At 68.7% G+C, this 20282-nt stretch carries 26 protein-coding genes; 19 read left to right on the forward strand and 7 right to left on the reverse strand.

Annotated elements, in window-relative coordinates; all coding sequences use genetic code 11:
- The first annotated feature begins 78 nt into the window (after window positions 1–78).
- Window positions 79–444, forward strand: coding sequence for a F0F1 ATP synthase subunit epsilon (locus tag ATK30_RS28230; RefSeq protein ID WP_101438057.1), 366 nt, complete (start codon window positions 79–81; stop codon window positions 442–444).
- Between the two features lie 27 nt (window positions 445–471).
- Window positions 472–906 carry a DUF2550 domain-containing protein gene (locus tag ATK30_RS28235; RefSeq protein WP_101438058.1) on the forward strand — a complete coding sequence of 145 codons (435 nt, stop codon included), beginning with the start codon at window positions 472–474 and terminating at the stop codon, window positions 904–906.
- Between the two features lie 139 nt (window positions 907–1045).
- On the opposite strand, the gene ATK30_RS28240 is transcribed toward ATK30_RS28235, so the two are convergent.
- On the reverse strand, window positions 1046–1612 hold the full coding sequence (locus ATK30_RS28240; RefSeq protein WP_101438059.1) for a cob(I)yrinic acid a,c-diamide adenosyltransferase: 567 nt from the start codon (window positions 1610–1612) through the stop codon (window positions 1046–1048).
- Between the two features lie 61 nt (window positions 1613–1673).
- Between ATK30_RS28240 and murA the strand changes: the two genes are divergently transcribed.
- A complete protein-coding gene (murA, locus tag ATK30_RS28245) occupies window positions 1674–2948 on the forward strand; it encodes a UDP-N-acetylglucosamine 1-carboxyvinyltransferase (RefSeq protein ID WP_101438060.1) in 1275 nt (424 codons plus the stop codon).
- Between the two features lie 63 nt (window positions 2949–3011).
- On the opposite strand, the gene ATK30_RS28250 is transcribed toward murA, so the two are convergent.
- Window positions 3012–3602, reverse strand: a complete 591-nt coding sequence (locus tag ATK30_RS28250) for a TetR/AcrR family transcriptional regulator (RefSeq protein ID WP_101438061.1) — start codon at window positions 3600–3602, stop codon at window positions 3012–3014.
- A gap of 92 nt (window positions 3603–3694) precedes the next feature.
- On the opposite strand from ATK30_RS28250, the gene ATK30_RS28255 reads away from it, so the two are divergent.
- From ATK30_RS28255 to ATK30_RS28265, 3 genes are read left to right on the forward strand one after another with little or no spacing between them, the layout of a single operon-like run.
- Window positions 3695–4090: a nuclear transport factor 2 family protein gene (locus tag ATK30_RS28255; RefSeq protein ID WP_101438062.1), complete on the forward strand. Its 396-nt coding sequence runs from the start codon at window positions 3695–3697 to the stop codon at window positions 4088–4090.
- Window positions 4083–4889 (forward strand): Rossmann-fold NAD(P)-binding domain-containing protein, encoded by an 807-nt coding sequence (locus ATK30_RS28260; protein WP_101438063.1) that lies wholly within the window; start codon window positions 4083–4085, stop codon window positions 4887–4889. The genes ATK30_RS28255 and ATK30_RS28260 overlap by 8 nt, the downstream gene beginning before the upstream one ends.
- The gene (locus ATK30_RS28265) at window positions 4886–6076 is read left to right on the forward strand and encodes an alpha/beta hydrolase family protein (RefSeq protein ID WP_101438064.1); all 1191 of its coding nucleotides are present in this window, start codon (window positions 4886–4888) and stop codon (window positions 6074–6076) included. Before ATK30_RS28260 ends, ATK30_RS28265 begins: the two co-directional genes overlap by 4 nt.
- Before the next feature lie 7 nt (window positions 6077–6083).
- Here the strand turns inward: ATK30_RS28265 and ATK30_RS28270 are convergent, their stop codons facing one another.
- A complete protein-coding gene (locus ATK30_RS28270) occupies window positions 6084–6710 on the reverse strand; it encodes a LysE family translocator (protein ID WP_101438065.1) in 627 nt (208 codons plus the stop codon).
- Between the two features lie 123 nt (window positions 6711–6833).
- Between ATK30_RS28270 and ATK30_RS28275 the strand changes: the two genes are divergently transcribed.
- The 10 genes from ATK30_RS28275 (at window position 6834) to ehuA (ending at window position 15281) form a co-directional block, all read left to right on the forward strand.
- Window positions 6834–7370, forward strand: coding sequence for a hypothetical protein (locus ATK30_RS28275; protein WP_101438066.1), 537 nt, complete (start codon window positions 6834–6836; stop codon window positions 7368–7370).
- A gap of 98 nt (window positions 7371–7468) precedes the next feature.
- Complete coding sequence (locus ATK30_RS28280) at window positions 7469–7870, forward strand: hypothetical protein (RefSeq protein ID WP_101438067.1); 402 nt, start codon at window positions 7469–7471, stop codon at window positions 7868–7870.
- 221 nt (window positions 7871–8091) lie between these two features.
- Window positions 8092–8625 carry a hypothetical protein gene (locus tag ATK30_RS28285; protein WP_101438068.1) on the forward strand — a complete coding sequence of 178 codons (534 nt, stop codon included), beginning with the start codon at window positions 8092–8094 and terminating at the stop codon, window positions 8623–8625.
- A 247-nt stretch (window positions 8626–8872) separates the two neighbouring features.
- Window positions 8873–9265: a hypothetical protein gene (locus ATK30_RS28290; RefSeq protein ID WP_101438069.1), complete on the forward strand. Its 393-nt coding sequence runs from the start codon at window positions 8873–8875 to the stop codon at window positions 9263–9265.
- A 9-nt stretch (window positions 9266–9274) separates the two neighbouring features.
- Window positions 9275–9586, forward strand: coding sequence for a DUF6191 domain-containing protein (locus ATK30_RS28295; protein ID WP_312878544.1), 312 nt, complete (start codon window positions 9275–9277; stop codon window positions 9584–9586).
- Window positions 9587–9636: 50 nt separating this feature from the next.
- Window positions 9637–11661, forward strand: a complete 2025-nt coding sequence (locus ATK30_RS28300; protein WP_101438070.1) for a protein meaA — start codon at window positions 9637–9639, stop codon at window positions 11659–11661.
- 568 nt (window positions 11662–12229) lie between these two features.
- Window positions 12230–13138, forward strand: coding sequence for an ectoine/hydroxyectoine ABC transporter substrate-binding protein EhuB (gene ehuB, locus ATK30_RS28305; protein WP_101438071.1), 909 nt, complete (start codon window positions 12230–12232; stop codon window positions 13136–13138).
- Window positions 13139–13154: 16 nt separating this feature from the next.
- Window positions 13155–13859 (forward strand): ectoine/hydroxyectoine ABC transporter permease subunit EhuC, encoded by a 705-nt coding sequence (gene ehuC, locus ATK30_RS28310; protein WP_101438072.1) that lies wholly within the window; start codon window positions 13155–13157, stop codon window positions 13857–13859.
- Entirely contained in the window at window positions 13856–14512 is a 657-nt protein-coding gene (gene ehuD / locus ATK30_RS28315) for an ectoine/hydroxyectoine ABC transporter permease subunit EhuD (RefSeq protein WP_101438073.1), read from the forward strand. Before ehuC ends, ehuD begins: the two co-directional genes overlap by 4 nt.
- A gap of 4 nt (window positions 14513–14516) precedes the next feature.
- Window positions 14517–15281 carry an ectoine/hydroxyectoine ABC transporter ATP-binding protein EhuA gene (gene ehuA / locus ATK30_RS28320; protein ID WP_101438074.1) on the forward strand — a complete coding sequence of 255 codons (765 nt, stop codon included), beginning with the start codon at window positions 14517–14519 and terminating at the stop codon, window positions 15279–15281.
- Here ehuA and ATK30_RS28325 read toward each other — a convergent pair.
- Window positions 15265–15822, reverse strand: a complete 558-nt coding sequence (locus tag ATK30_RS28325; protein ID WP_101438075.1) for a cysteine hydrolase family protein — start codon at window positions 15820–15822, stop codon at window positions 15265–15267. The genes ehuA and ATK30_RS28325 overlap by 17 nt on opposite strands.
- 70 nt (window positions 15823–15892) lie before the next feature.
- Between ATK30_RS28325 and ATK30_RS28330 the strand changes: the two genes are divergently transcribed.
- Window positions 15893–16891: a GlxA family transcriptional regulator gene (locus tag ATK30_RS28330; RefSeq protein WP_101438076.1), complete on the forward strand. Its 999-nt coding sequence runs from the start codon at window positions 15893–15895 to the stop codon at window positions 16889–16891.
- The gene (locus ATK30_RS28335; protein ID WP_101438077.1) at window positions 16864–17637 is read left to right on the forward strand and encodes an enoyl-CoA hydratase-related protein; all 774 of its coding nucleotides are present in this window, start codon (window positions 16864–16866) and stop codon (window positions 17635–17637) included. Before ATK30_RS28330 ends, ATK30_RS28335 begins: the two co-directional genes overlap by 28 nt.
- Before the next feature lie 127 nt (window positions 17638–17764).
- Here the strand turns inward: ATK30_RS28335 and ATK30_RS28340 are convergent, their stop codons facing one another.
- Window positions 17765–18304, reverse strand: a complete 540-nt coding sequence (locus tag ATK30_RS28340; protein ID WP_101438078.1) for an NUDIX domain-containing protein — start codon at window positions 18302–18304, stop codon at window positions 17765–17767.
- A 102-nt stretch (window positions 18305–18406) separates the two neighbouring features.
- Between ATK30_RS28340 and nucS the strand changes: the two genes are divergently transcribed.
- Entirely contained in the window at window positions 18407–19066 is a 660-nt protein-coding gene (gene nucS, locus ATK30_RS28345; protein WP_101438079.1) for an endonuclease NucS, read from the forward strand.
- A gap of 13 nt (window positions 19067–19079) precedes the next feature.
- Here nucS and ATK30_RS46945 read toward each other — a convergent pair whose 3' ends face one another.
- Together ATK30_RS46945 and ATK30_RS28350 are read right to left on the reverse strand one after the other, a co-directional pair.
- A complete protein-coding gene (locus tag ATK30_RS46945; protein ID WP_279630023.1) occupies window positions 19080–19208 on the reverse strand; it encodes a hypothetical protein in 129 nt (42 codons plus the stop codon).
- A gap of 452 nt (window positions 19209–19660) precedes the next feature.
- Window positions 19661–20245, reverse strand: a complete 585-nt coding sequence (locus tag ATK30_RS28350) for a flavodoxin family protein (RefSeq protein ID WP_101438080.1) — start codon at window positions 20243–20245, stop codon at window positions 19661–19663.
- Window positions 20246–20282 lie beyond the last annotated feature (37 nt).

Below are 20282 nucleotides of genomic sequence, written 5' to 3' on the forward strand. Positions count from 1 at the left end.
CACAGGCCCCCGCCGTTCTCGTAACCGAAGCAAGACCTATTACACTCGGTGGTGACACCCCGAGCGAAGGAGTGCTACGTGGCTGAGATGTCCGTGGAGCTGGTTGCCGTCGAGCGCCGGCTCTGGTCGGGTACCGCCACCTTCGTGGTGGCGCAGACCACCGAGGGCGAGATCGGCATCATGCCCGGACACGAGCCGGTGCTGGGCCAGCTCGTCGAGGGTGGCGTGGTGAAGGTGAACACGACGGACGGCGACGTGCTGACCGCCGCGGTCCACGGCGGCTTCCTGTCCGTCACCACGACCGGGGTGAGCGTGCTCGCGGAGAGCGCCGAACTGTCCGACGAAATCGACGTGGCGGCCGCGAAGGCAGCCCTCAGCACCGGCGACGAGGCCGAGCGGACGAGGGCCACCGCCCAGCTCCGCGCGACCGGACAGTCGGTCTGACCGGACGAGAACGGGCAGGAGCCGGCCGTGCAGATCGCTGTCGTGGTGCTAGTGCTCCTGATCGTGCTTGTCGTCGTGGTCGGCTGGTACGGCCAGCGGTGGATCCGGATGCGGCGCGGCGGCGGCGTCAGCGTGGCGCTGCGGTGGAGCCCGGACAGTCCCCGTTCGAGCTGGCATCTCGGGCTCGGCCGGTACGAGGGCGAGAAATTCGTCTGGTACCGCGTCTGGAGCCTGCGCACCGGCCCGGACCGCGTGTTCCAGCGCGAAAGCATGCAGATCGCGGACCGGCGGGATCCGTCCGGTTCCGAGGCGTACGCGGTGCCTGAGGGCTCGACCGTGCTGCGCTGCGAGTCCTCGGCCCAGGAAGCGATCGAGATCGCGATGGGACCGGGTGCGCTGACCGGGTTCCTGTCGTGGCTCGAATCGGCTCCGCCGGGGCGAAGGCTGCCGCGGGCTTCGTGACTTTTCGGCCGGGCCCGCCACCGTGGAAACGCGGTGGCGGGCCCGGTTTTGTGCTTTTCGGGTGCTGGTGGCAGACGTTGCGGCTCGAGGCCCTGGCGGGAGGTCCGCCCGGATCGGCGCCGACAGCAATGTGGTGCGCTCAGCCGCCCGGCTGCCACAGCACGTCGCCGTCCGGATTGGCCAGCCGGGCGAGGATGAACAGCAGGTCCGAGAGCCGGTTCAGGTACTTGGCCGCGATCGGGTTGGACGTGTCCGGCTCGGCCTCCATCAGCGCCCAGGCGGACCGTTCCGCGCGGCGGGAGACCGTGCGGGCCTGGTGCAGGAACGCCGCGCCCGGGGTGCCGCCCGGGAGGATGAACGACGTGAGCTTCGGCAGGCGTTCGTTGAACTCGTCGCACCAGCCTTCGAGCCGTTCCAGGTACGCCTCGGTGATGCGCAGCGGCTCGTACGGCGGGTCTTCCTGGATCGGCAGGCACAGGTCCGCGCCGACGTCGAACAGGTCGTTCTGGATCCGGCGCAGCACGCCGGCGACCTCGTCGGGAAGCCCGCCGAGCGCGATCGCCAGGCCGAGCACGGAATTGGCCTCGTCGGTGTCGGCGTAGGCGGACAGCCGGGCGGAGGTCTTGGGCACCCGGGAGCCGTCGCCGAGCGCGGTCGTGCCGTTGTCGCCGACCTTCGTGTAGACCCGGTTGATACGAACCACCATGAGCCCGACTCTACCGGCCCGGGTTCGGGCAAAACTGGGCGAGAGGGCATGATTGGCGGCCATGAGCGAGCACTTCGACGTGCATGGCGGAGCGCGGCTGGTCGGCGAGGTCGACGTGGTCGGCGCCAAGAACAGCGTGCTGAAACTGATGGCCGCGGCATTGCTGGCCGAGGGCACCACGACCATCACGAACTGCCCGCAGATCCTGGACGTCCCGCTGATGGCCGACGTCCTGCGCAGCGTCGGCTGCGAGGTGGAGATCGAGGGCGACACGGCGCGCATCACCACGCCGGCCGAGCTGTCGCACCGCGCCGATTCGGCGGCGATGGGCAAACTGCGCGCGTCGGTGTGCGTGCTGGGCCCGCTGGTCGGCAGGCTGAAGCAGGCGGTCGTGGCGCTGCCCGGCGGCGACGCGATCGGCCAGCGTCCGCTGGACATGCACCAGAACGGCCTGCGCAAACTCGGCGCGACGAGCACCATCGAGCACGGCTGCGTCGTGGCGAAGGCCGAAACGCTGGTGGGCACCCAGATCTGGCTGGACTTCCCGAGCGTCGGCGCGACCGAGAACATCCTGATGGCGGCGGTGCTGGCCGAGGGCACGACGGTGATCGACAACGCCGCCCGCGAACCGGAAATCGCCGACATCTGCACGATGCTGACCGAGATGGGCGCGAAGATCGAGGGCGCGGGCACCTCGACGCTCACCGTGCACGGCGTGGACCAGCTGCACCCGACCGAACACCGCGTGATCGGCGACCGCATCGTCGGCGCGACCTGGGCTTTCGCCGCCGCGATGACCCGCGGCGACCTGACCGTGCGCGGCGTCAACCCGCACCACCTCGACCTGGTCCTGGACAAGCTGCGCCTGGCGGGCGCCGAGGTGACCACCTTCGACGACAAGGGTTTCCGCGTCGTCCAGCCGGAACGTCCGAAGGCGGTCGACTGGGTGACGCTGCCGTACCCCGGTTTCGCCACCGACCTGCAGCCGTTCGCGGTCGCGCTGTCGGCGGTGTCCGAGGGCACGTCGATGATCACGGAAAACGTGTACGAGGCGAGGTTCCGCTTCATCGAGGAAATGATCCGGCTGTCCGGCGACGCGCGCACGGACGGCCACCACGCGGTGGTCCGGGGCGTGGAGAAGCTGTCGAGCGCGCCGGTATGGGCGTCGGACATCCGCGCCGGGGCGGGTCTCGTGCTGGCCGGGCTGTGCGCGGACGGCGTGACCGAGGTGTGGGACGTGTTCCACATCGACCGCGGGTATCCGCATTTCGTGGAGAATTTGAACCGGCTGGGCGCGCGGATCGAGCGTGTGACGGGGGAGCCGGAGCGGGCTTGAGCGACTGCTCGTGAGCGGTTATGCCGGTTCTCGCCGGCATAGCCGCTCACGAGCATTTTCCCGCTACGCGCTCAGCGCCCGCACCACCAGATCCGTCACCTGATCCAAATACCCTTCCCCCGCCGGAACCCCGCGCACGATCAGCCGCCAGTAGATGATTCCCGCGCCGATGTCCTGAGCCAGTTCGACATCGGTGTCCGCCGGGATCTCGCCGCGCTCGATCGCCCGGGTGAACACGGCTCGGCTGATCGCCCGGCGCGGGCCGCCGATCGCTTCCCGGGAGAACGCGGCCATTTCCGGATTCCGGCTGGCTTCCGCGATCAGCCCGGGCAGGATTCGCGAGAACCGCGGGTGCGTGATCCATTCGTAGAGCGCGTCCAGCGTCGCCCGGAGGTCGCCGCGCAGGCTGCCGGTGTCCGGGTCCACCGCGCGCGCCACGCTGAATTCCGCGACGACCGCGCCGATCATTTCGTCTTTCGACGGCCAGCGCCGGTACAGCGCGCTTTTCCCGACCCCCGCGCGTTTCGCGACCGCTTCCATCGACAGTCTCCCGAAACCGACCTCGGCGAGTTCGTCGAGCACGGCCTCGGTGATGGCGTTGGTGACCTCGGGCTGCAGCACGGCAGCTCCGGTCGGCGTCCGGCGGGTCGTCATGCCGGTCAGTCTAACGGGTGGACGGGACGGCCCCGTCCCGTGTACGTTGTGGTCGAGACGATACCGTCTCGTCCATTCCTGAGGAGAGCTTCATGCCACTCATCGATCACGCGCTCGACCTGCTGATCCGGCACGACATGGCCGGGTTCGTGCAGTTGTTCGCCGAGGACGCCGTCGCCGAATTCCCGTTCGCCGCGCCCGGGCGGCCCGAGCGCCTCGAAGGCCGCGCCGCCCTCGCCGACTACCTGCGCGACTATCCGAACCTGCTCGACATCCGCGAGGTCGCCGCCAAGACCGTGCACCAGACGACCGACCCGGAGGTCTCGATCGCGGAGTTCGAGCTGGCCGGCGTCGCGGTCGCCACGCAGAAGCCGTACCGCTTGCGCTACATCGTGGTGCTGACCGTCCGCGACGGCCTCATCCGCCGCTACCGCGACTACTGGAGCCCGCTCGCGGTGGCCGACGTTCTCGGGGTGCCGGGTGTCTGACGTTCTCGTGCTCGGCTCGACCGGCACCACCGGCAGCCGCGTCGTGCGCGGTCTCGAAGCCGCCGGCGTGCGGCCGCGCGCGGCGACCCGGAATCCGGTTCGGCCAGGCCAGATCCGGTTCGACTGGGACGAACCCGCGACGTACGGTCCGGCGCTCGACGGGGTCTCGGCGGTCTACCTGATCGCCCCGGTCGCGGCCGATCCGCGACCGCTCGTCGAGGAGTTCCTCAAGCACGCGCCGGACGTCCGGGTGGTCCTGCTCAGTTCGTCCGCCGTGGACGAGCGCACCCCGGTGGTGGGCGGGCTGCCCGGCCTGGTCCGCCGTCAGCCGGGCTGGGCGGTGCTGCGCCCGTCGTGGTTCATGCAGAACTTCTTGCCCGGGCACCCGGTCGGCGACAGCGCCCGCGCGGGCCGGATCGTCACCGCGACCGGCGACGCCCGGGTCGCTTTCGTCGATGCCGGCGACATCGCCTCGGTAGCCGTTCGCGCGCTGCTCGACTCGGAACCGCACAACACCGACCACCTCATCACCGGCCCGCGCGCGCTCAGCTACGGCGAGGCCGCCGAGATCGTCGGCGAACAGCTCGGCCATCCAGTCGTGCACGCACCGGTTTCCACCAGCGAGTACCAGCACTTCCTGGTCCGCGACGGCCTGCCCGAGTCGTACGCCGAAATGCTCGCCTTGCTGGACGAGGCGATCCGCGGCGGCGCCGAGGACCGCGTGACCGACACCGTCGAGCGGGTCACCGGACGACCCGCCCGTGACTTCCGCACCTTCGCGAAAGAGGAGATCCGATGAAGCCGCTGCTGTTCGAGGACGACCCGCAATTCTGGTTCGAAACGCTGATCGCGCTGGGCCAGATCGCCTACGGAGGCGCGGATTTCGGCGAGGTCGTCTCGATCGCGTCGAACATCAAGTCCGGTGACTACGACAGCTGGCACGACGCTTGGCTCGCCGGTGCCGAGCGGCTCTACGCCGAAGCCGCCACCATGCACCCGATCAGCGCGCGAGACGCGTACCTGCGCGCCTCGACGTACTACCGCCGCGCCGAGTTTTTCTTGCACGGCAACCCGGACGACCCGCGGATCAACTACGCCTACGAGCGCAACGTCGAGTCTTTCCAGCGTGCCGTGGAGACGATCGATCACGTCGAGCCGATCGAAATCCCCTACGACGGCCACGTCCTGCGCGGCTACTTATACCGCGCTCCCGGCGACGGCCCGAAGCCGCTTCTGGTGGTGCACAACGGTTTCGACGGCAGCGCCGAGGACCTGCATTTCATGGGCGCGACAGCGGGCCAGGAACGCGGTTACCACGTGCTGACCTTCGACGGCCCCGGCCAGCCCAGCGCCGTCCATCGCGACGGGCTGAAGTTCCGCCCGGATTGGGAACACGTCGTCAGCCAGGTGCTCGACTACGCCCTCGCGCTCCCGGACGTGGTTCCGGAGAAGGTCGCCCTGATCGGCTGGAGTCTCGGCGGAATGCTCGCGCCGCGCGCCGCCGCGTTCGAGCCGCGGCTGTCGGCCGTCGTCGCGGTGGACGGGCTCTTCGACGCCGGTGCGGCCTTCCTGGAGCAGTTGCCGTGGGACCGCGCGGAGACGATCCGCCGGGCCAACGCTCCTGAGGACGCCGAATTGGACGCCGTTCTGGCTGCCGCGAAGGAGCAGAACCCGACCGTCCGCTGGGCGCTGAGCCACGGCCGCTACGTGATGGGCGGTGCGACCGACCGGGAGTTCCTCGCGAAGTACCTCGAATACCACCTGGACGACGGCGTAGCCGAGCGCATCACGTGCCCGGCGCTGATCTGCGACGCTCCGGAGGACTTGTTCTTCACCGGTCAGCCGCAGCAGCTGTACGACCGGATCAGCGGCCCGAAGAAGCTGCTGAACTTCACCTCGGAGGAAGGCGCGGAGGCGCACTGCCACATCGGCGCGATGCGGCTCGCGAACGGCCGCATCTACGACTGGCTGGACGACGTGCTCTGAACCCGGATCAGGACTCGAGGGCCAGCGCCGCGCCGAACCCGACGAGCGCGGTGCCGGTCACCCCGTCCAGCGCGCGGCGGACCTTGCGGCGGTTGAGCCACTCGCGGACCCGGTGCACGAAGAACAACAGGACCAGCAGCCAGATGGTGCCCAGCACGGCGACCGTGTATGCGAGCACCAGCGCGTCCCAGGTCGTCGTGCGCACCGGGTCGAGGAACTGCGGCAGCACCGACAGGTAGAGCACCAGGACCTTGGGATTCGTGATGTTCGACAGGAACCCCTCGCGCCACCGCCGGAAGCCGCTGGCGCGCTTGCGCTGGGTGTCGGCGACCGCGTCGTAGTTGCCGCGCCAGGCGCCGCGCAGCCCCTGGAAGCCGAGGAACAGCAGGTATGCCGCGCCGAGCCATTTGAGCGTGAGGAACACCGGCTGCGAGCGGGCGATGACAACACCGAGCCCGAGCGCCGCGGCGGTGCCCTGCACCGCGTTGCCGGCGAAGATGCCCGCCGTGGCCAGCAAACCGCCCCGCGCTCCGCCGGACAGCGCGTTCTTCAGCATGACCATCGTGTCCGGCCCCGGCGCCAGCACGATGAGGACCACGATCACCAGATAACTGCCGTACCCGCTCCACGTCACGTCTGACCACGGTAGATCCCGGATCGGCCGCCGTCTCGCGGATTTCCGTCACAATGCTTCCGTCCGGTCAGGCAACCGGGGTGAACCGGACGGCGTGGACTCTTCGGGAGCGAGGAGGGCGCCGTGTATCCACTGGCGGAAGACGAACAGTTGCTCTGGTCCGGGCGACCTCAACGGGTTCCCCGCCGATACGCGGACTATCACATTTACGTCGTCACAGCGGTGGGCTTCGGAGCGATGGCCGCGCTCGGCGTCATCGCTGTCGTGCGGTTCGACGTGGATCCCGCCGTCTTCGCAGTGTGGCCGGTCTTGTTCGGCATGGCGCTCGGGCTGGGTTCCGAGCGGAACCGGCGGCGGAGGGCGCTGTTCAGGGGCCTGACTTACCTGGTGACCGACCGCCGCGTCGTCTTCGTCGCCGACCGGCCGGAGGGCAACGAGTTCCGCTGGGTATGGCTGCCCGGCCTGGGGAAGCCGCGAGTGCGCGACCACGGCGACGGCACCGGCACCGTCGGATTCGGGGCTCCGCTGCGCCTTCGGATGCGCGACCTGCAGTTCCGGGCGGAGTCGCCGCTCGTGACGATGGTGCCCGAGCTGATCGCGATCGACGATCCAGAACACGTCGCCGACCTGATCTCCGGGCGTGCTCCGGCCGTGGGGTAGCACCTGTCGCGTTCGTCTGCGGCGCCGAATAATTCCGGCCAGTCGGGCAACCCAGGCGAAACGGGCGGCGTGCCCTCTTCGGGAGCGAGGAGGGCGCCGTGTATCCACTGGCCGAAGGCGAACAGTTGCTCTGGTCCGGACGGCCGCAGCGGTATGTGCGGCGCTACCGCGATTACCACCACTACGTCGTGGTGGCGATCGTGATCGTCGGCGGCTTGGCGGTCGCAGCGACGTCGGGCCTGGATTACGGCGGCATGGTCGGGTGCAACGCCGTCGCCGGCGTGATGATCGGCTTTGCCGTCGAACGCAACCGCGAGCGCCGCGGCTTCATCGCTGGGACCACTTACCTGGTCACCGACCGCAGGCTGATCTTCGTTTCGCAGTGGCCGCCCGGTGTCGAGTTCCGCTGGGTTCAGCTCGCGGTTCTCCGACCGCCGCGAGTGCGCGACCACGGTGACGGCACCGGGACGATCGACTTCCACCCCACGGTCAGCGAGTGACTGCGCGACCAGCGCTACCGGTCGCGGCCCGTGTGGTACCCGATCCTGCCGGAACTGATGGCCGTCCGAGACGCCGCCCAGGTCGCCGAACTGATCTTCCGGCGTGCTCCGGCCGTGGGGTAGCACCTGCCGCGTTCGTATGCGGCACCGAATAATTCCGGCCAGTCGGGCAACCCAGGCGAAACGGGCGGCGTGCCCTCTTCGGGAGCGAGGAGGGCGCCGTGTATCCATTGGCCGAAGACGAACAACTTCTCTGGTCCGGACGGCCGCAGCGGTATGTGCGGCGCTATCGCGACTACCACTACTACGTCGTGGTGGCGATCGTGATCGTCGCTGCTTCGGGGCTGACCGCGACTCTCAACCTGAGTTACGGGGTCATACTCGGCTGGAGTGTCGTGCTCAGCATGGTTCTCGGCAGCGGACACGAGCGCAATCGAGAGCGTCGCGGCTTCATCGCCGTGACGACCTATCTCGTCACCGACCGCAGGCTGATTTTCGTGTCGGACTCGCCGCCCGGCATCGAATTCCGCTGGGTCCAGCTCTCCGATCTCCGGCCGCCGCGGGTGCGCGACCACGGCGACGGCACCGGGACGATCGACTTCCACCCCACCGTCCGAGAGTGCCTGCGCGACCAGGGTTTCCGCTCCCGGCCTGCCTGGTATCCGATGTTGCCGGAACTGATGGCCGTCCGAGACGCCGCCCGGGTCGCCGACCTGATCGCCCGGAACGCTCGGCGCACTCCGGCAGTTGGGTAGCACCTGCGCGTTCGTCTGCGGCACCGAATGCTTCCGGTCGGTCGGGCAACCCGGGCGAACCGGACGGCGTGCCCTCTTCGGGAGCGAGGAGGGCGCCGTCCACTGGAGGAAGACGAGCAGTTGCTCTGGTCTGGGCGGCCGCAGCGGTACGTGCGGCACTATCGCGACTGCCACGGCTACGTCGTGGCCATTGTGGGGTTTTTGGCGAGCGCCGCGGGCGGCGTTTTCGGTGCCGTGAAAGTTTGACGTGGATCCCGTGGTCGTCGCGCTGTGGCCGAGTTTCTTCGGCGTGGTGCTCGCGCTGATCTCCGAACGGAATCGGCAGCGGAAGGCGCTGCTTGGAGTGCTGACCTGCCTGGTGACCGACCGCAGGCTCGTCTTCGTCGCCGACCGTCCGGGCGGCATTGAGTTCCGCTGGGTGTGGTTTCCCGACCTGCCCGAGCCGCGGGTGCGCGACCACGCCGACGGCACTGGCACCGTCGACTTCCACCCGACGCTCAGCGAGTGGCTCCGGGACCAGAAATTCCGGGCACAGCCGTCGGCCTACCCGATGTTGCCGGAACTGATGGCCGTCCGAGACGCCGCCCGGGTCGCCGATCTGATCGCCCGGAACGCTCGGCGCACTCCGGCCGTTGGGTAGGACATGCTGATGACCTGGCTCGGTCTCTCGCTGCCGATCGCCGCCATCGTGCTGCTGATGGTCGGCGGGTGGGAGCTGCGGCGGAAGAGGAAGCCGTCCCGGCTCAAGGCGCGGCTGTCCTCGACGTACCTCGACGAGGTCACCGCGTTCCTCTACGGCACCAAGCGCAACGAGCTGGAGCACCGGGATTCGGCGGAGATGACTCTCGAAGAAGACGCGCAGGGAGCGCCGCCGCTGGGTACCGTCGACCTCGACCGCGGGGTGGTGGTCGTCCGGCCCGGAACGTCACCCGGGCGTGGCCGAATCCACTCCGCCGATTAAGTTACCGGCGGGTACACTCGGGCGGTCGTCTCGGCGAAGAGAGGTGCACCGTGCCGTACCCCACCGACCACGAGCGCGACCGGCCCTGGGTGATGCGCACCTATGCGGGTCATTCGTCCGCCGCCGCGTCCAACGAGCTGTACCGCCGAAATCTCGCCAAGGGGCAGACCGGGCTGTCGGTCGCCTTCGACCTGCCGACGCAGACCGGCTACGACCCGGACCACGTGCTCGCGCGCGGCGAGGTCGGCAAGGTCGGCGTGCCGGTGTCGCACATCGGCGACATGCGGCAGCTCTTCGACGGCATCCCGCTCGCCGAGGCGAACACCTCGATGACCATCAACGCGCCCGCGATGTGGCTGCTCGCGCTGTACGTCTCGGTGGCTCGCGAGCAGGCCGAAGCCGAGGGCCGCGACGTCGACGAGGTGCTGGCCAAGCTCACCGGCACCACGCAGAACGACATCATCAAGGAGTACCTGTCCCGCGGCACCTACATTTTCCCGCCCGGGCCGAGCCTCCGGCTGATCACCGACATGATCGCGTGGACCGTGCACCACGTGCCGAAGTGGAACCCGATCAACATCTGCAGCTACCACCTGCAGGAAGCGGGCGCGACGCCGACGCAGGAGGTCGCGTACGCGCTGTGCACCGCGATCGCCGTGCTGGACGCGGTGCGCGACTCCGGCCAGGTCGACCAGGCCGACATGGAGAAGGTCGTCGCGCGGATCTCGTTCTTCGTCAACGCGGGCGTCCGGTTCGTCGAAGAGATGTGCAAGATGCGTGCGTTCACGCAGCTGTGGGACGAGCTGACGCGCGACCGCTACGGCGTCGAGAACCCGAAGGCGCGCCGGCTGCGGTACGGCGTGCAGGTGAACTCGCTCGGGCTCACCGAAGCGCAGCCGGAGAACAACGTCCAGCGGATCGTGCTGGAGATGCTGGCGGTGTCGCTGTCGCGCGGTTCGCGGGCGCGGGCGATCCAGCTGCCCGCGTGGAACGAGGCGCTCGGGTTGCCGCGGCCGTGGGACCAGCAGTGGGCGTTGCGGATGCAGCAGGTGCTCGCGTTCGAGACGGATTTGCTGGAATACGAGGACATTTTCGACGGTTCGCACGTCATTCAGGCCAAAGTGGACGAGATCGTCGCCGGGGCGCGCGAGGAGATCGCGCGGGTCCAGGATCTCGGCGGTGCGGTGGCCGCGGTCGAGAGCGGCTACATGAAGTCGCAGCTGGTTTCGTCGCTCGCGGAGTACCGGCGGGGGATGGAGAACGGCGAGCGGATCCTGGTGGGGGTCAACAAGTTCGAGACCACTGAGCCGTCGCCGTTGCAGGCGGAGGGCGCGAAGGCGATCGAGACGATCGACCCGGCGGTGGAGAAGGCCGCGGTCGCCGCGGTGGAGAAGTGGCGCGAGGAGCGGGACAACGCCGCGGTGGCTGAGGCGATCGCCGCGCTGAAAGCCAAAGCGTCCACTTCGGACAATCTGTTCGAGGCCACTGTGGACTGTGCGCGGGCGGGCGTGACGACCGGCGAATGGGCGGGCGCGTTGCGCGAGGTGTTCGGCGAATACCGGGCGCCGACCGGGGTTTCCGCGGCGTCGGCCGCCGGGCAGGGCGATCCGGCGCTGGAGCGCGTCCGCGAAATGGTCCGCCGCACCGAGTCCGAAATGGGGGAGCGGCTGCGCATCCTCGTCGGCAAACCCGGTCTGGACGGGCACTCCAACGGTGCCGAACAGGTCGCGGTGCGGGCCAGGGACGTCGGGTTCGAGGTGATCTACCAGGGCATCCGGCTGACCCCGGACCAGATCGTCGCGGCCGCGGTGCAGGAGGGCGTGCACGTGGTCGGGCTGTCCGTGCTGTCCGGGTCGCATCTGGAGGTCGTGCCGCTGGTGGTCGACGGCCTGCGCGCCGCCGGGGCGGGCGACATCCCGGTGATCGTCGGCGGCATCATCCCGCCGGACGACGCGGCGCTGCTGACCGAACGCGGCATCGCGCGGGTGTTCACGCCCAAGGATTACGAGCTGACCGACATCATGGCGGGCATCGTGGAACTGGTCCGCGAGCGGCACGGGCTGGCCGAGGGATAGGTTTCGCGCTGCCGGCCCGAAGCAGTGTCGGAGCTTGACGTGGTCTGCCTGCTCGGTGGTGAGTAACCCACATCCTCGTGATGAGGGTGTAGTGCGGCGATCACCAGGGGTTGCTGGCCGCTGTGACGCAGGTCACGGTGGCCGGCGGCAGGCTCCCGGCGGTGCGGCGGCGCTGGAAATTGACTAACAATGCCGGCTTTTCGAGCGATCCCGAATTGCGCGTTTTCGCACGGCGAGCCAGTCATCGTTACCGGACCGTGAAGTCTGCGGAATTCGGTTTTCTCATCCTTTGTGGACGACCGCGCGCGGGAAGATTCCCTGGTCTGGAGCGGTTTCCCGAATGATCATTTGAGTGTATCGCGGAAAACTGCGCGCGGTTGAGCGTTTCTAATCGATAACAGAACCGACCGGGCACAAGAGATTCTTTGACCATGCCGCGACCGGGACCTACGTTCGATCCTTGTCGGCGTCACTGCCGCCAGCTTCGCGGGTGGGGTCCCTGGCCGGTTGTGACCGGAAATCGCAGGTCACGGATGCGTGACCCGATCAGGGCAAAGGGGCCGCAGACATGGTTCACGACGAATGGAAGCGCCGGGACTTCTTCCGGCTGGCGGCGTCCGGAGCGGTGGTGCTGGGCGGGACCGCGTTCGCGGCCGCGTGCACCCAGGCGCCCCAGTCGGGCGGGCAGGGCGGCGGCAGCGCGCTGGAGCGGGCGAAAAAGGCGGGCACGATCAAGGTCGGCATCGCCGGCGAGATTCCTTACGGCTACACCGAGGGCGGCAACGTGACCGGCGAATCGCCGGAAGTCGCCAAGGCGGTGTTCAAGAACATCGGCATCGCGAAGGTCGAAGCGACGCAGGTCGAGTTCAAACAGCTGATCCCGGCTCTCGCCGCCCAGCAGTTCGACATGGTCGCGGCCGGGATGGCGATCCTGCCCAGCCGGTGCAAACAGGCCGCGTTCTCCGCGGTGGACTACGTGACCCCGACGGCTTTCCTGGTGCCCAAAGGCAATCCGAAGCAGGTGCTGAGCTTCGAGGACATCAAGGCGAAGGGCGTGAACCTCGCGGTGCTGTCCGGGACGGTCGAGCAGCAGGTGGCCAAGGCGACCGGAATTCCGGACAGCCAGCTGCAAACCTACGACGGCCAACCGCAGATGTTGCAGGCATTGCAGGCGAACCGCGCGTACGCGGGCGCGCTCACCGACATCTCGCTCAAGGCGCTGCTCAAGCAGAATCCGGGCGCCGCGCTGGAAGTCACCAACGGCTTCGTGCCGGTAGTGCAGGGCAAGAAGCAGATCCAGGCGGGCGGGTTCGTGTTCCGCAAGAGCGACAGCGATCTGGTGACCGCGTTCAACACCGAGCTGGCGAAACTGCACCAGAACGGGCAGTGGCTCGAGATCGTCAAGCCGTTCGGCTTCACCAAGGACAACCTGCCGCCCGCCGACGTCACGACCGAGCAGCTCTGCTCGGGTTCCTGACGGCGGTGGAGGGCTGATGTTCGACCACTTCGGACTGTTCGTCTCCACGATCGCGAACGGACTGCTGCTGACGGTCGAGGCGACGGTCGGCGGCATCCTGGTCGCCAGTGTCCTGTCGTTCCTGGCCGGCCTGGCGATGCTGTCGCGGTTCGCGTGGCTGCGCGCGATCACGCGGATCTACGTCGAGGTGTGGCGCGGGACCTCGGAGGTGGTCCAGCTCTTCTGGATCTACTTCGCGCTGCCGGTGCTCACCGGCTTCCAGATCCTGCCGTTGTGGTCGGGCATTCTGGTGCTGGGCTTGAACTTCGGCGCGTACGGCGCGGAGATCGTGCGCGGTGCGGTGCAGTCGGTGCCGCGGGAACAGCGAGAAGGCTGCATCGCGTTGAACTTCACGCCGGCGCAGCGGATGCGGCGCGTGATCCTGCCGCAGGCGCTGGTCGACATGGTGCCGCCGTTCACGAATCTGTTCATCCAGCTGCTCAAGGGCACCGCTCTGCTCACCTTCATCACCGTTCCCGAGATGACCTATCAGGCGAGCCAGGTCCTGGTGACGCGCTTCACCGGGCAGGCCGCGCTGATCTGGACCATCGTGCTGGTGTTCTACCTGGTCCTGTCGATCCTGATCACCAGCGGCATGAAGGTGCTGGAACGGCGGGCGGCCGCGCGAGTGGGCCGGGCACCGGCGCGGCGGCGGGCAGTGCTCAGCGGGGCGGGTACATGAGCTGGGACTGGGCTTATCTGTGGACGGTGCTCCCTTCAGTGCTGAAGGGGCTCCTGGTGACGTTCGAGGCGACCGTCCTCGGCGCGCTTCTCGCGTACGTGCTGGGTTTGGTTTTCGCGATCCTGCGGCGGTCGGGAATCCGGGCGGTCAGCTGGGTGATCTGGCTGATCGTGGAGTTCGTGCGCAGCACTCCGTTGCTGGTGCAGCTGTTCTTCCTGTTCTTCGTGCTGCCGCAGTTCGGGCTCACGCTCTCGCCGTTGACCGCGGGAGTGGTCGGCCTCGGCCTGCATTACGCGACCTACACGTCCGAGGTGTACCGCGCCGGGATCGAGGCGGTCCCGAAAGGACAGTGGGAGGCCGCGGTGGCGCTGAGCCTGCCGCGGGCGCGCACCTGGCTGCGGGTGATCCTGCCGCAGGCGATCCCGCGCGTGCTGCCCGCGCTCGGCAACTACACGATCTCGATGTTCAAGGAAACCCCGCTGCTGCTGGCGATCGGAGTGCTCGACCTCGCCGGGGCCGCGTTCGAGGTCGGGTCCCTGAACTTCCGGTACGTCGAACCCCTCACCCTGGCGGGGGTGCTCTTCCTCGTGTTGAGCTATCCGGCCTCCCTGCTCGTGCGATTCCTGGAGCGTCGTTTTGGCCTCAGCAGATGAACCGATGATCCGCTTCGACCGGGTGGTCAAGAAATTCGGCGACAACACCGTCCTGCGCGAACTGGATTTCACGGTCGCGCCAGGGGAGTTCGTCTCGCTGATCGGGCCGAGCGGTTCCGGCAAGACGACCATCCTGCGGTTGCTGATGACCCTGGAGAAGGTCGACGGGGGCATGATCGAGGTCGGCGGCCAGCCGCTGAGCCACATGCCCCGCCGGGGGAAACTCGTTCCGGCGGACGAAAAGTACCTGCGCGGCATGCGCCGCCGGATCGGGATGGTCTTCCAGCAGTTCAACCTCTTCCCGAACATGCGGGTGCTGCAGAACATCACCGAGGCCCCGGTCCGCGCGCTCGGACTGTCCCGGGAGGACGCCGTGCGGCGGGCGACCGAACTGCTCGACCTGGTCGGGCTCGCCGACAAAGCGGACGCGCATCCGACCCAGCTGTCCGGCGGCCAGCAGCAGCGCGTCGCGATCGCCCGCGCGCTGGCGATGCGGCCCGAGGTGCTGCTGCTGGACGAGGTCACCTCGGCGCTCGACCCGGAGCTGGTCGCCGAAGTGCTGCGCGTGCTCCGGGAGATCGCGACCACCACGGACATCACGATCCTCTGCGTGACGCACGAAATGCAGTTCGCGCGCGAGGTGTCGGATCGGGTGATGATGTTCGACCGCGGTCAGGTCTTGGAGGACGCGCCGCCGGACCGGTTGTTCACCGCTCCGGAGCATGAGCGCACGAAGGAATTCCTGCGTGCCGTCATCGATCGAGAGTGAGGATTTCCTTGGTGGACTTCACGGTCGCGAAACCGCCGCCGTGCAGGTTCGTCGCTGTTGCCCGAGAGAGTTCTTCGGCGGTCAGGGTGGTGCCGTCCGGGCCTTCGAGGTCGAAGGTAAAGGTGGCGTCCAGGGCGAAAGTTACGTCGTAGCCTAGGTTTCCGCCCATGCGCGCGGTGGTTTCGCAGCAGAAGTTGGTTTGGATTCCGGCCAGGACGAAACTGGTGATGCCGCGGGTTTTGAACCAGCCGTCCAGGTCGACGTCGCCGAGGAAGGCCGAGTTCACCTTCTTGCCGAACACCAAGTCCGGGCGCGCAACGGCCAGTTCGGGTTTGAAGTCGTTGCCTGGCTGCCCGGGCCGCAGGGGTGAATCGGGCTTGACCGAATCGTGGTGCACGAGCACGACCGGGTCGCGGCGGTCCTGCCAAGCCTGCAGCAGGGCCTTGATGTTCGCCTCGGCGTCGGGGTTGTTGCGCGGACCCCAGAACGCGGCGTCGTCGAAGCCTTGCTGGACGTCGATCAGCAGCAGTGCGGTAGTCATGGCTCGATTCTGTCCGGGGGAGCACGCCGCGGGGAGTGGCACAAGACGCGCGATGCGGTACTTTTCTGCCATGCGCACGATCGGGGTGCTGCTCCTGCCCGGCAGCCGGATGTTCGACCTCGCGGTGATCGCGGAGGTGTGGGCGCAGGACCGCACCGACAGCGGCATCGGTCCGTTCACCGTGCGCGTGTGCGCGCCCGGGCGAAGGCGGACGCGCGTGTCGCCGTTCGGGGAGGTCGTTGCGACGCAGGGACTTTCCGGGCTCGACGACTGCGACCTGGTTCTTGCCCCGGGACGGGACGATCCGCTGGCGGAGGTGCCCGCCGCTGCTCAGACCGCGCTTCGCCGAGCTCACCGTGCCGGTGCGACGGTGGCCGGGCTTTGCTCCGGGGCCTTCACGCTCGGCGCGGCCGGGCTGCTCGACGGACGGCCTGCCACCACGCATTGGCGCGACCTGGACGCACTCGCGACCGCGGCACCAGCTGCGGATCTCCGTCGTGACGTGCTGTACACCGAGAAGGACGGCGTGCTCACCTCTGCGGGCGTCGTCGGCGGTCTCGATCTTTGCCTGCATCTGGTGCGCCGCGACCATGGTGCGGATGTCGCCGCGCGTCTTGCCCGGCGTCTGGTCATGCCGCCGGTGCGCGAAGGCGGTCAGCGGCAGTATGCGGAAGCTCCGTTGCCCGCCAGCGCTTCCCGGCCGAGTATCGCGTCCACAATGGACTGGGCGATGACTCGGCTCGCCGACGAGATCGGCGTGCCGGATCTGGTCGAGCACGCGGGGATGAGCCCCCGGACCTTCCATCGCGAGTTCGCCGCCGCGACCGGCAGTACGCCGGGACGGTGGCTGCTCGTCCAGCGGGTGCAGCACGCGCAGCGGCTGCTGGAGACCACGGATCTGCCGGTCGCCCGGGTGGCCGAGCGGGCGGGGCTCGGCAGCGCCGCGAACCTGCGCCGCCGGCTGCGGGCGGAGGTCGGCGTCGGTCCGGATTCCTATCGGCGTACTTTCCGTATGCCGCCGGGCGGGGTTACGGTCGGGGCATGGGCGAGTACGAGCACATCCTCGTGAAGCGGGACGGGGACACGGTCACCATCACGATGAACCGCGCGGCGCGGCGCAATTCGCTGTCCGGCGAGCATCTCGGCGAACTGCTGGCCGCGTTCCGCGAGGCTGGTGAGTCCGACGCGTCCGGCATCGTGCTGGCCGGCGCGGGGCCGGTGTTCTCCGCCGGACACGACTTCGGCGACGTCGCCTCCCGCGACCTCATGGGGGTACGCGAGCTGCTCACCCTGTGCACGACGCTGATGCGGACGATGGAATCGGTGCCGCAGGTGGTGATCGCCCGGGTCCACGGCCTGGCGACCGCCGCGGGCTGCCAGCTGGTGGCGTCGTGCGATCTGGCGGTCGCGGCGGAGTCGGCGGGCTTCGCCCTCCCCGGCGGCAAGGGCGGCTGGTTCTGCCACACGCCCGCCGTCCCGGTAGCGCGCGCGATCGGCCGGAAACGCCTGATGGAACTGGCTCTGACCGGCGACGTGATCGACGCGGCGACGGCGCTGGACTGGGGTCTGGTCAACCGCGTGGTCCCGGACGATTCGCTGGACGAGGCGGTGGCGGAGTTGCTCGCTCGCGCGACCCGCGGCAGCCGGGCCAGCAAGGCGATGGGGAAGCAGACCCTGTACGCCCAGCTGGACCGTCCGGAAGCGGACGCGTACGCGATCGCCGTCGAGGTGATGGCGTCGGCCTCGCAACTGCCGGGCGCTCGGGAGGGGATGGCGGCGTTCTTGGAGAAGCGCAAGCCTGACTGGACGGATTGACCGTTGGACTGGGCCCGGGCCCGACTTCTGCGGGAGCGGTGCTGAACGACCCCGATGTGGCATTGGGGCAGGACGCTCAGCGGTGATGGGACCAGCAGCGTCGGCGGTGCCGGTGACGCAAGAGCGCTCAGCGGCGTTCGTGCAGCAGCAGCAATGTGTACGCCGCCACCGATTGCGCGTCCGAGATCTCCCCGGTGGAGATCATTTTCTCCACCTCCGTCCGGCTGAACCACGCCGTCCGCATGTCCTGTTCCTCCAGCTCCCGCTCCGGCTCGCCCTCGGTGAGGCCGGTCGCGAGATACACGTGGCCGCGCTGGCTGGCCAGCCCGGGCGCGACGTCGAGCATCCCCAGTTCCGTGAACTCCGACGCCCGCAATCCGGTCTCCTCCCGCAATTCCCGCCGGGCCAGTTCGGCGGGCGGGGTCTCGGCGAGGTCGGGCGCGGTCCCCTGCGGGAATTCCCAGCGCCGCATCCCGAGCGGGTACCGGAACTGCTCGACCAGGTGCAGCCGGTCGCCGTCGAGCGGGACGACCAGGGCGTAGGTCGGTTTGTCGACCACGCCGTAGATGCCGTCGCTGCCGTCGGCGCGGCGGATGGCGTCCTCCCGCACCGTCATCCAGTTGTTCCGATACACCTCGCGGGTCGCGACACGCTGAATGGGGTCCACCTCGCCAGTATCGCCGAGGCTGTCCTACCCTCGGCGGGTGCGTCTCGTGCTCCCTTCCCAACAGGCCGGTTTCGCCAGCCCGCTCCGTGCGGGGCGGGTCCGATGAGGCTCGTCGTCGCCCGGTGCCAGGTCGACTACGTCGGCAGGCTGACCGCGCATCTCCCGATGGCCAACCGCGTCCTGATGGTGAAGGCCGACGGTTCGGTGCTCGTTCACTCCGACGGCGGCTCGTACAAGCCGCTGAACTGGATGTCGCCGCCGTGCTGGCTGATCGAGGACCCGGACGTCTGGACGGTCCAGAACAAGGCGGGCGAGAAACTCGTCATCACGATCGACGAGGTCATGCACGACCTGAAGCACGACCTGGGCGTCGACCCGGGCCTGCAGAAGGACGGCGTGGAAGCGCATCTGCAGGAACTGCTGGCCGAGCACATCAAAACCCTCGGCGACGGCTACACCCTGGTCCGCCGCGAGTACCCGACCGCGATCGGCCCGGTCGACATCATGGCCCGCGACGCCGACGGCGGTTCGGTCGCGGTGGAGATCAAACGCCGCGGCGAGATCGACGGCGTCGAGCAGCTGACCCGGTACCTCGAACTCCTCAACCGGGACCCGCTGCTGGCCCCGGTGCAAGGCGTGTTCGCGGCGCAGGTGATCAAGCCGCAGGCGCGGGTCCTCGCCGAGGACCGAGGGATCCGCTGCGTGGTCCTCGACTACGACGCGTTGCGCGGCACGGATTCGGACGAGTTCCGGCTGTTCTGATCGTATCCGCTGGTCAGGCCGCGCCCCGGGGATAGCTGGGGCACGCCCGGTACGCGGCGACCGCCACGATCGACTCGCGCGCGTCCAGCGGAGTGGACGCGTGCCGGAGCGCGTGCATGCCGTTCACGCGCTCGAACGGCATGCCGACCGTCTCCTGTGCCCGCCGCGACATGGAGGAGCTGAAGCCGTTCCGATTGCGCGCGCTGCCTTGAGACCTGGGCCTCGTCACATGTTCAGGTCAAACTGCGGTGGGAGCCACGTGAACCCCGGCTCCCGCGGCGGGACTCACCAGGGTCACCGAGAAGGACTCCGCGGTTTCGGTCTGGCGACGGTGAATCGTCGCGTCGATTCCCGTTGGGGTTACCAGCCGAGGTGCTGGCAGCAGCGCGTGGTCTGCGACCCAGCCCCGATCTGCCGAGACGTATGTTGCGCCGTCTCCGAGCTGCACGCTGAGTGCGCCCACCAAGTCTCCCGGGCCCACCGACGCGGCTCCCCGAACGCGCTGTTTCTGCGGATTCGACGAGTGCGCAGCCGATCGCGGCAGCCTCGGGCGCAGCCATTTTTGATCTTCGGTCGACGTTCGCCCCGCCGGACCTAGGAAGCGAGCGGCTGCCGGTAGCGAAGCGCCTGGGTCGCGACCCGTGCTCCGAGGTGGCGCGCCGTGGCGAGGTCCGCGGCGTGGACGGCGTCCGGGCCCTGGTCGTTCCAGGTTTGCGCACCCGCGCCGAGGTAGAACCCGAGCCGGTTGTCGTCGTGTTCGCTGCTGGTGGTGGTGTTCCAGCCGGGCATCAGGCCGAGGCTGACCCAGTGCATGCCGTGCTGCGCGGCGAGCAGCGCGAGGTATTGCAGGGTGTGCAGTTTGTCGCCGCTCATCGATCCGGAGTTGGTGAACCCGGACGCGAGTTTGTCCAGCCAGCGCTGGGTCATCCAGCGTTTCGACGTCGCTTCGGCGAATGCGTGGAATGCCCCGGACGCCGATCCCATGTAGGTCGGGGTGCCGAAGACGATCGCGTCGCTGGCGTCGAGGGCTTCCCACTTCGGGTCGGTCATTTCGGCGACATCGACCAGTTCGGCGCGGGCCCCGGGCACTGACCCGGCGCCGTCGGCGACGGCCTTCGCGATCTCGAGGGTGTGCCCGTAGCCGGAGTAGTAAGCGATCGCGACGTGAACAGAGGACATGAGCGGATCCTTTCGCTGTTGACGTTGATAACACTAT

It is taken from the genome of Amycolatopsis echigonensis, from assembly GCF_002846615.1.
GTDB lineage: Bacteria > Actinomycetota > Actinomycetes > Mycobacteriales > Pseudonocardiaceae > Amycolatopsis > Amycolatopsis echigonensis.

What these genes read in the sequence shown, in the direction of transcription:
- ATK30_RS28240 (WP_101438059.1), bottom strand. Translation starts at nt 1,612, where the DNA reads ATGGTGGTTCGTATCAACCGGGTCTACACGAAGGTCGGCGACAACGGC.
- murA (WP_101438060.1), top strand. Translation starts at nt 1,674, where the DNA reads ATGAGCGAGCACTTCGACGTGCATGGCGGAGCGCGGCTGGTCGGCGAG.
- ATK30_RS28250 (WP_101438061.1), bottom strand. Translation starts at nt 3,602, where the DNA reads ATGACGACCCGCCGGACGCCGACCGGAGCTGCCGTGCTGCAGCCCGAG.
- ATK30_RS28255 (WP_101438062.1), top strand. Translation starts at nt 3,695, where the DNA reads ATGCCACTCATCGATCACGCGCTCGACCTGCTGATCCGGCACGACATG.
- ATK30_RS28265 (WP_101438064.1), top strand. Translation starts at nt 4,886, where the DNA reads ATGAAGCCGCTGCTGTTCGAGGACGACCCGCAATTCTGGTTCGAAACG.
- ATK30_RS28295 (WP_312878544.1), top strand. Translation starts at nt 9,275, where the DNA reads ATGACCTGGCTCGGTCTCTCGCTGCCGATCGCCGCCATCGTGCTGCTG.
- ehuB (WP_101438071.1), top strand. Translation starts at nt 12,230, where the DNA reads ATGGTTCACGACGAATGGAAGCGCCGGGACTTCTTCCGGCTGGCGGCG.
- ehuC (WP_101438072.1), top strand. Translation starts at nt 13,155, where the DNA reads ATGTTCGACCACTTCGGACTGTTCGTCTCCACGATCGCGAACGGACTG.
- ehuD (WP_101438073.1), top strand. Translation starts at nt 13,856, where the DNA reads ATGAGCTGGGACTGGGCTTATCTGTGGACGGTGCTCCCTTCAGTGCTG.
- ehuA (WP_101438074.1), top strand. Translation starts at nt 14,517, where the DNA reads ATGATCCGCTTCGACCGGGTGGTCAAGAAATTCGGCGACAACACCGTC.
- ATK30_RS28325 (WP_101438075.1), bottom strand. Translation starts at nt 15,822, where the DNA reads ATGACTACCGCACTGCTGCTGATCGACGTCCAGCAAGGCTTCGACGAC.
- ATK30_RS28330 (WP_101438076.1), top strand. Translation starts at nt 15,893, where the DNA reads ATGCGCACGATCGGGGTGCTGCTCCTGCCCGGCAGCCGGATGTTCGAC.
- ATK30_RS28335 (WP_101438077.1), top strand. Translation starts at nt 16,864, where the DNA reads ATGGGCGAGTACGAGCACATCCTCGTGAAGCGGGACGGGGACACGGTC.
- nucS (WP_101438079.1), top strand. Translation starts at nt 18,407, where the DNA reads ATGAGGCTCGTCGTCGCCCGGTGCCAGGTCGACTACGTCGGCAGGCTG.
- ATK30_RS46945 (WP_279630023.1), bottom strand. Translation starts at nt 19,208, where the DNA reads ATGCCGTTCGAGCGCGTGAACGGCATGCACGCGCTCCGGCACGCGTCC.
- ATK30_RS28350 (WP_101438080.1), bottom strand. Translation starts at nt 20,245, where the DNA reads ATGTCCTCTGTTCACGTCGCGATCGCTTACTACTCCGGCTACGGGCAC.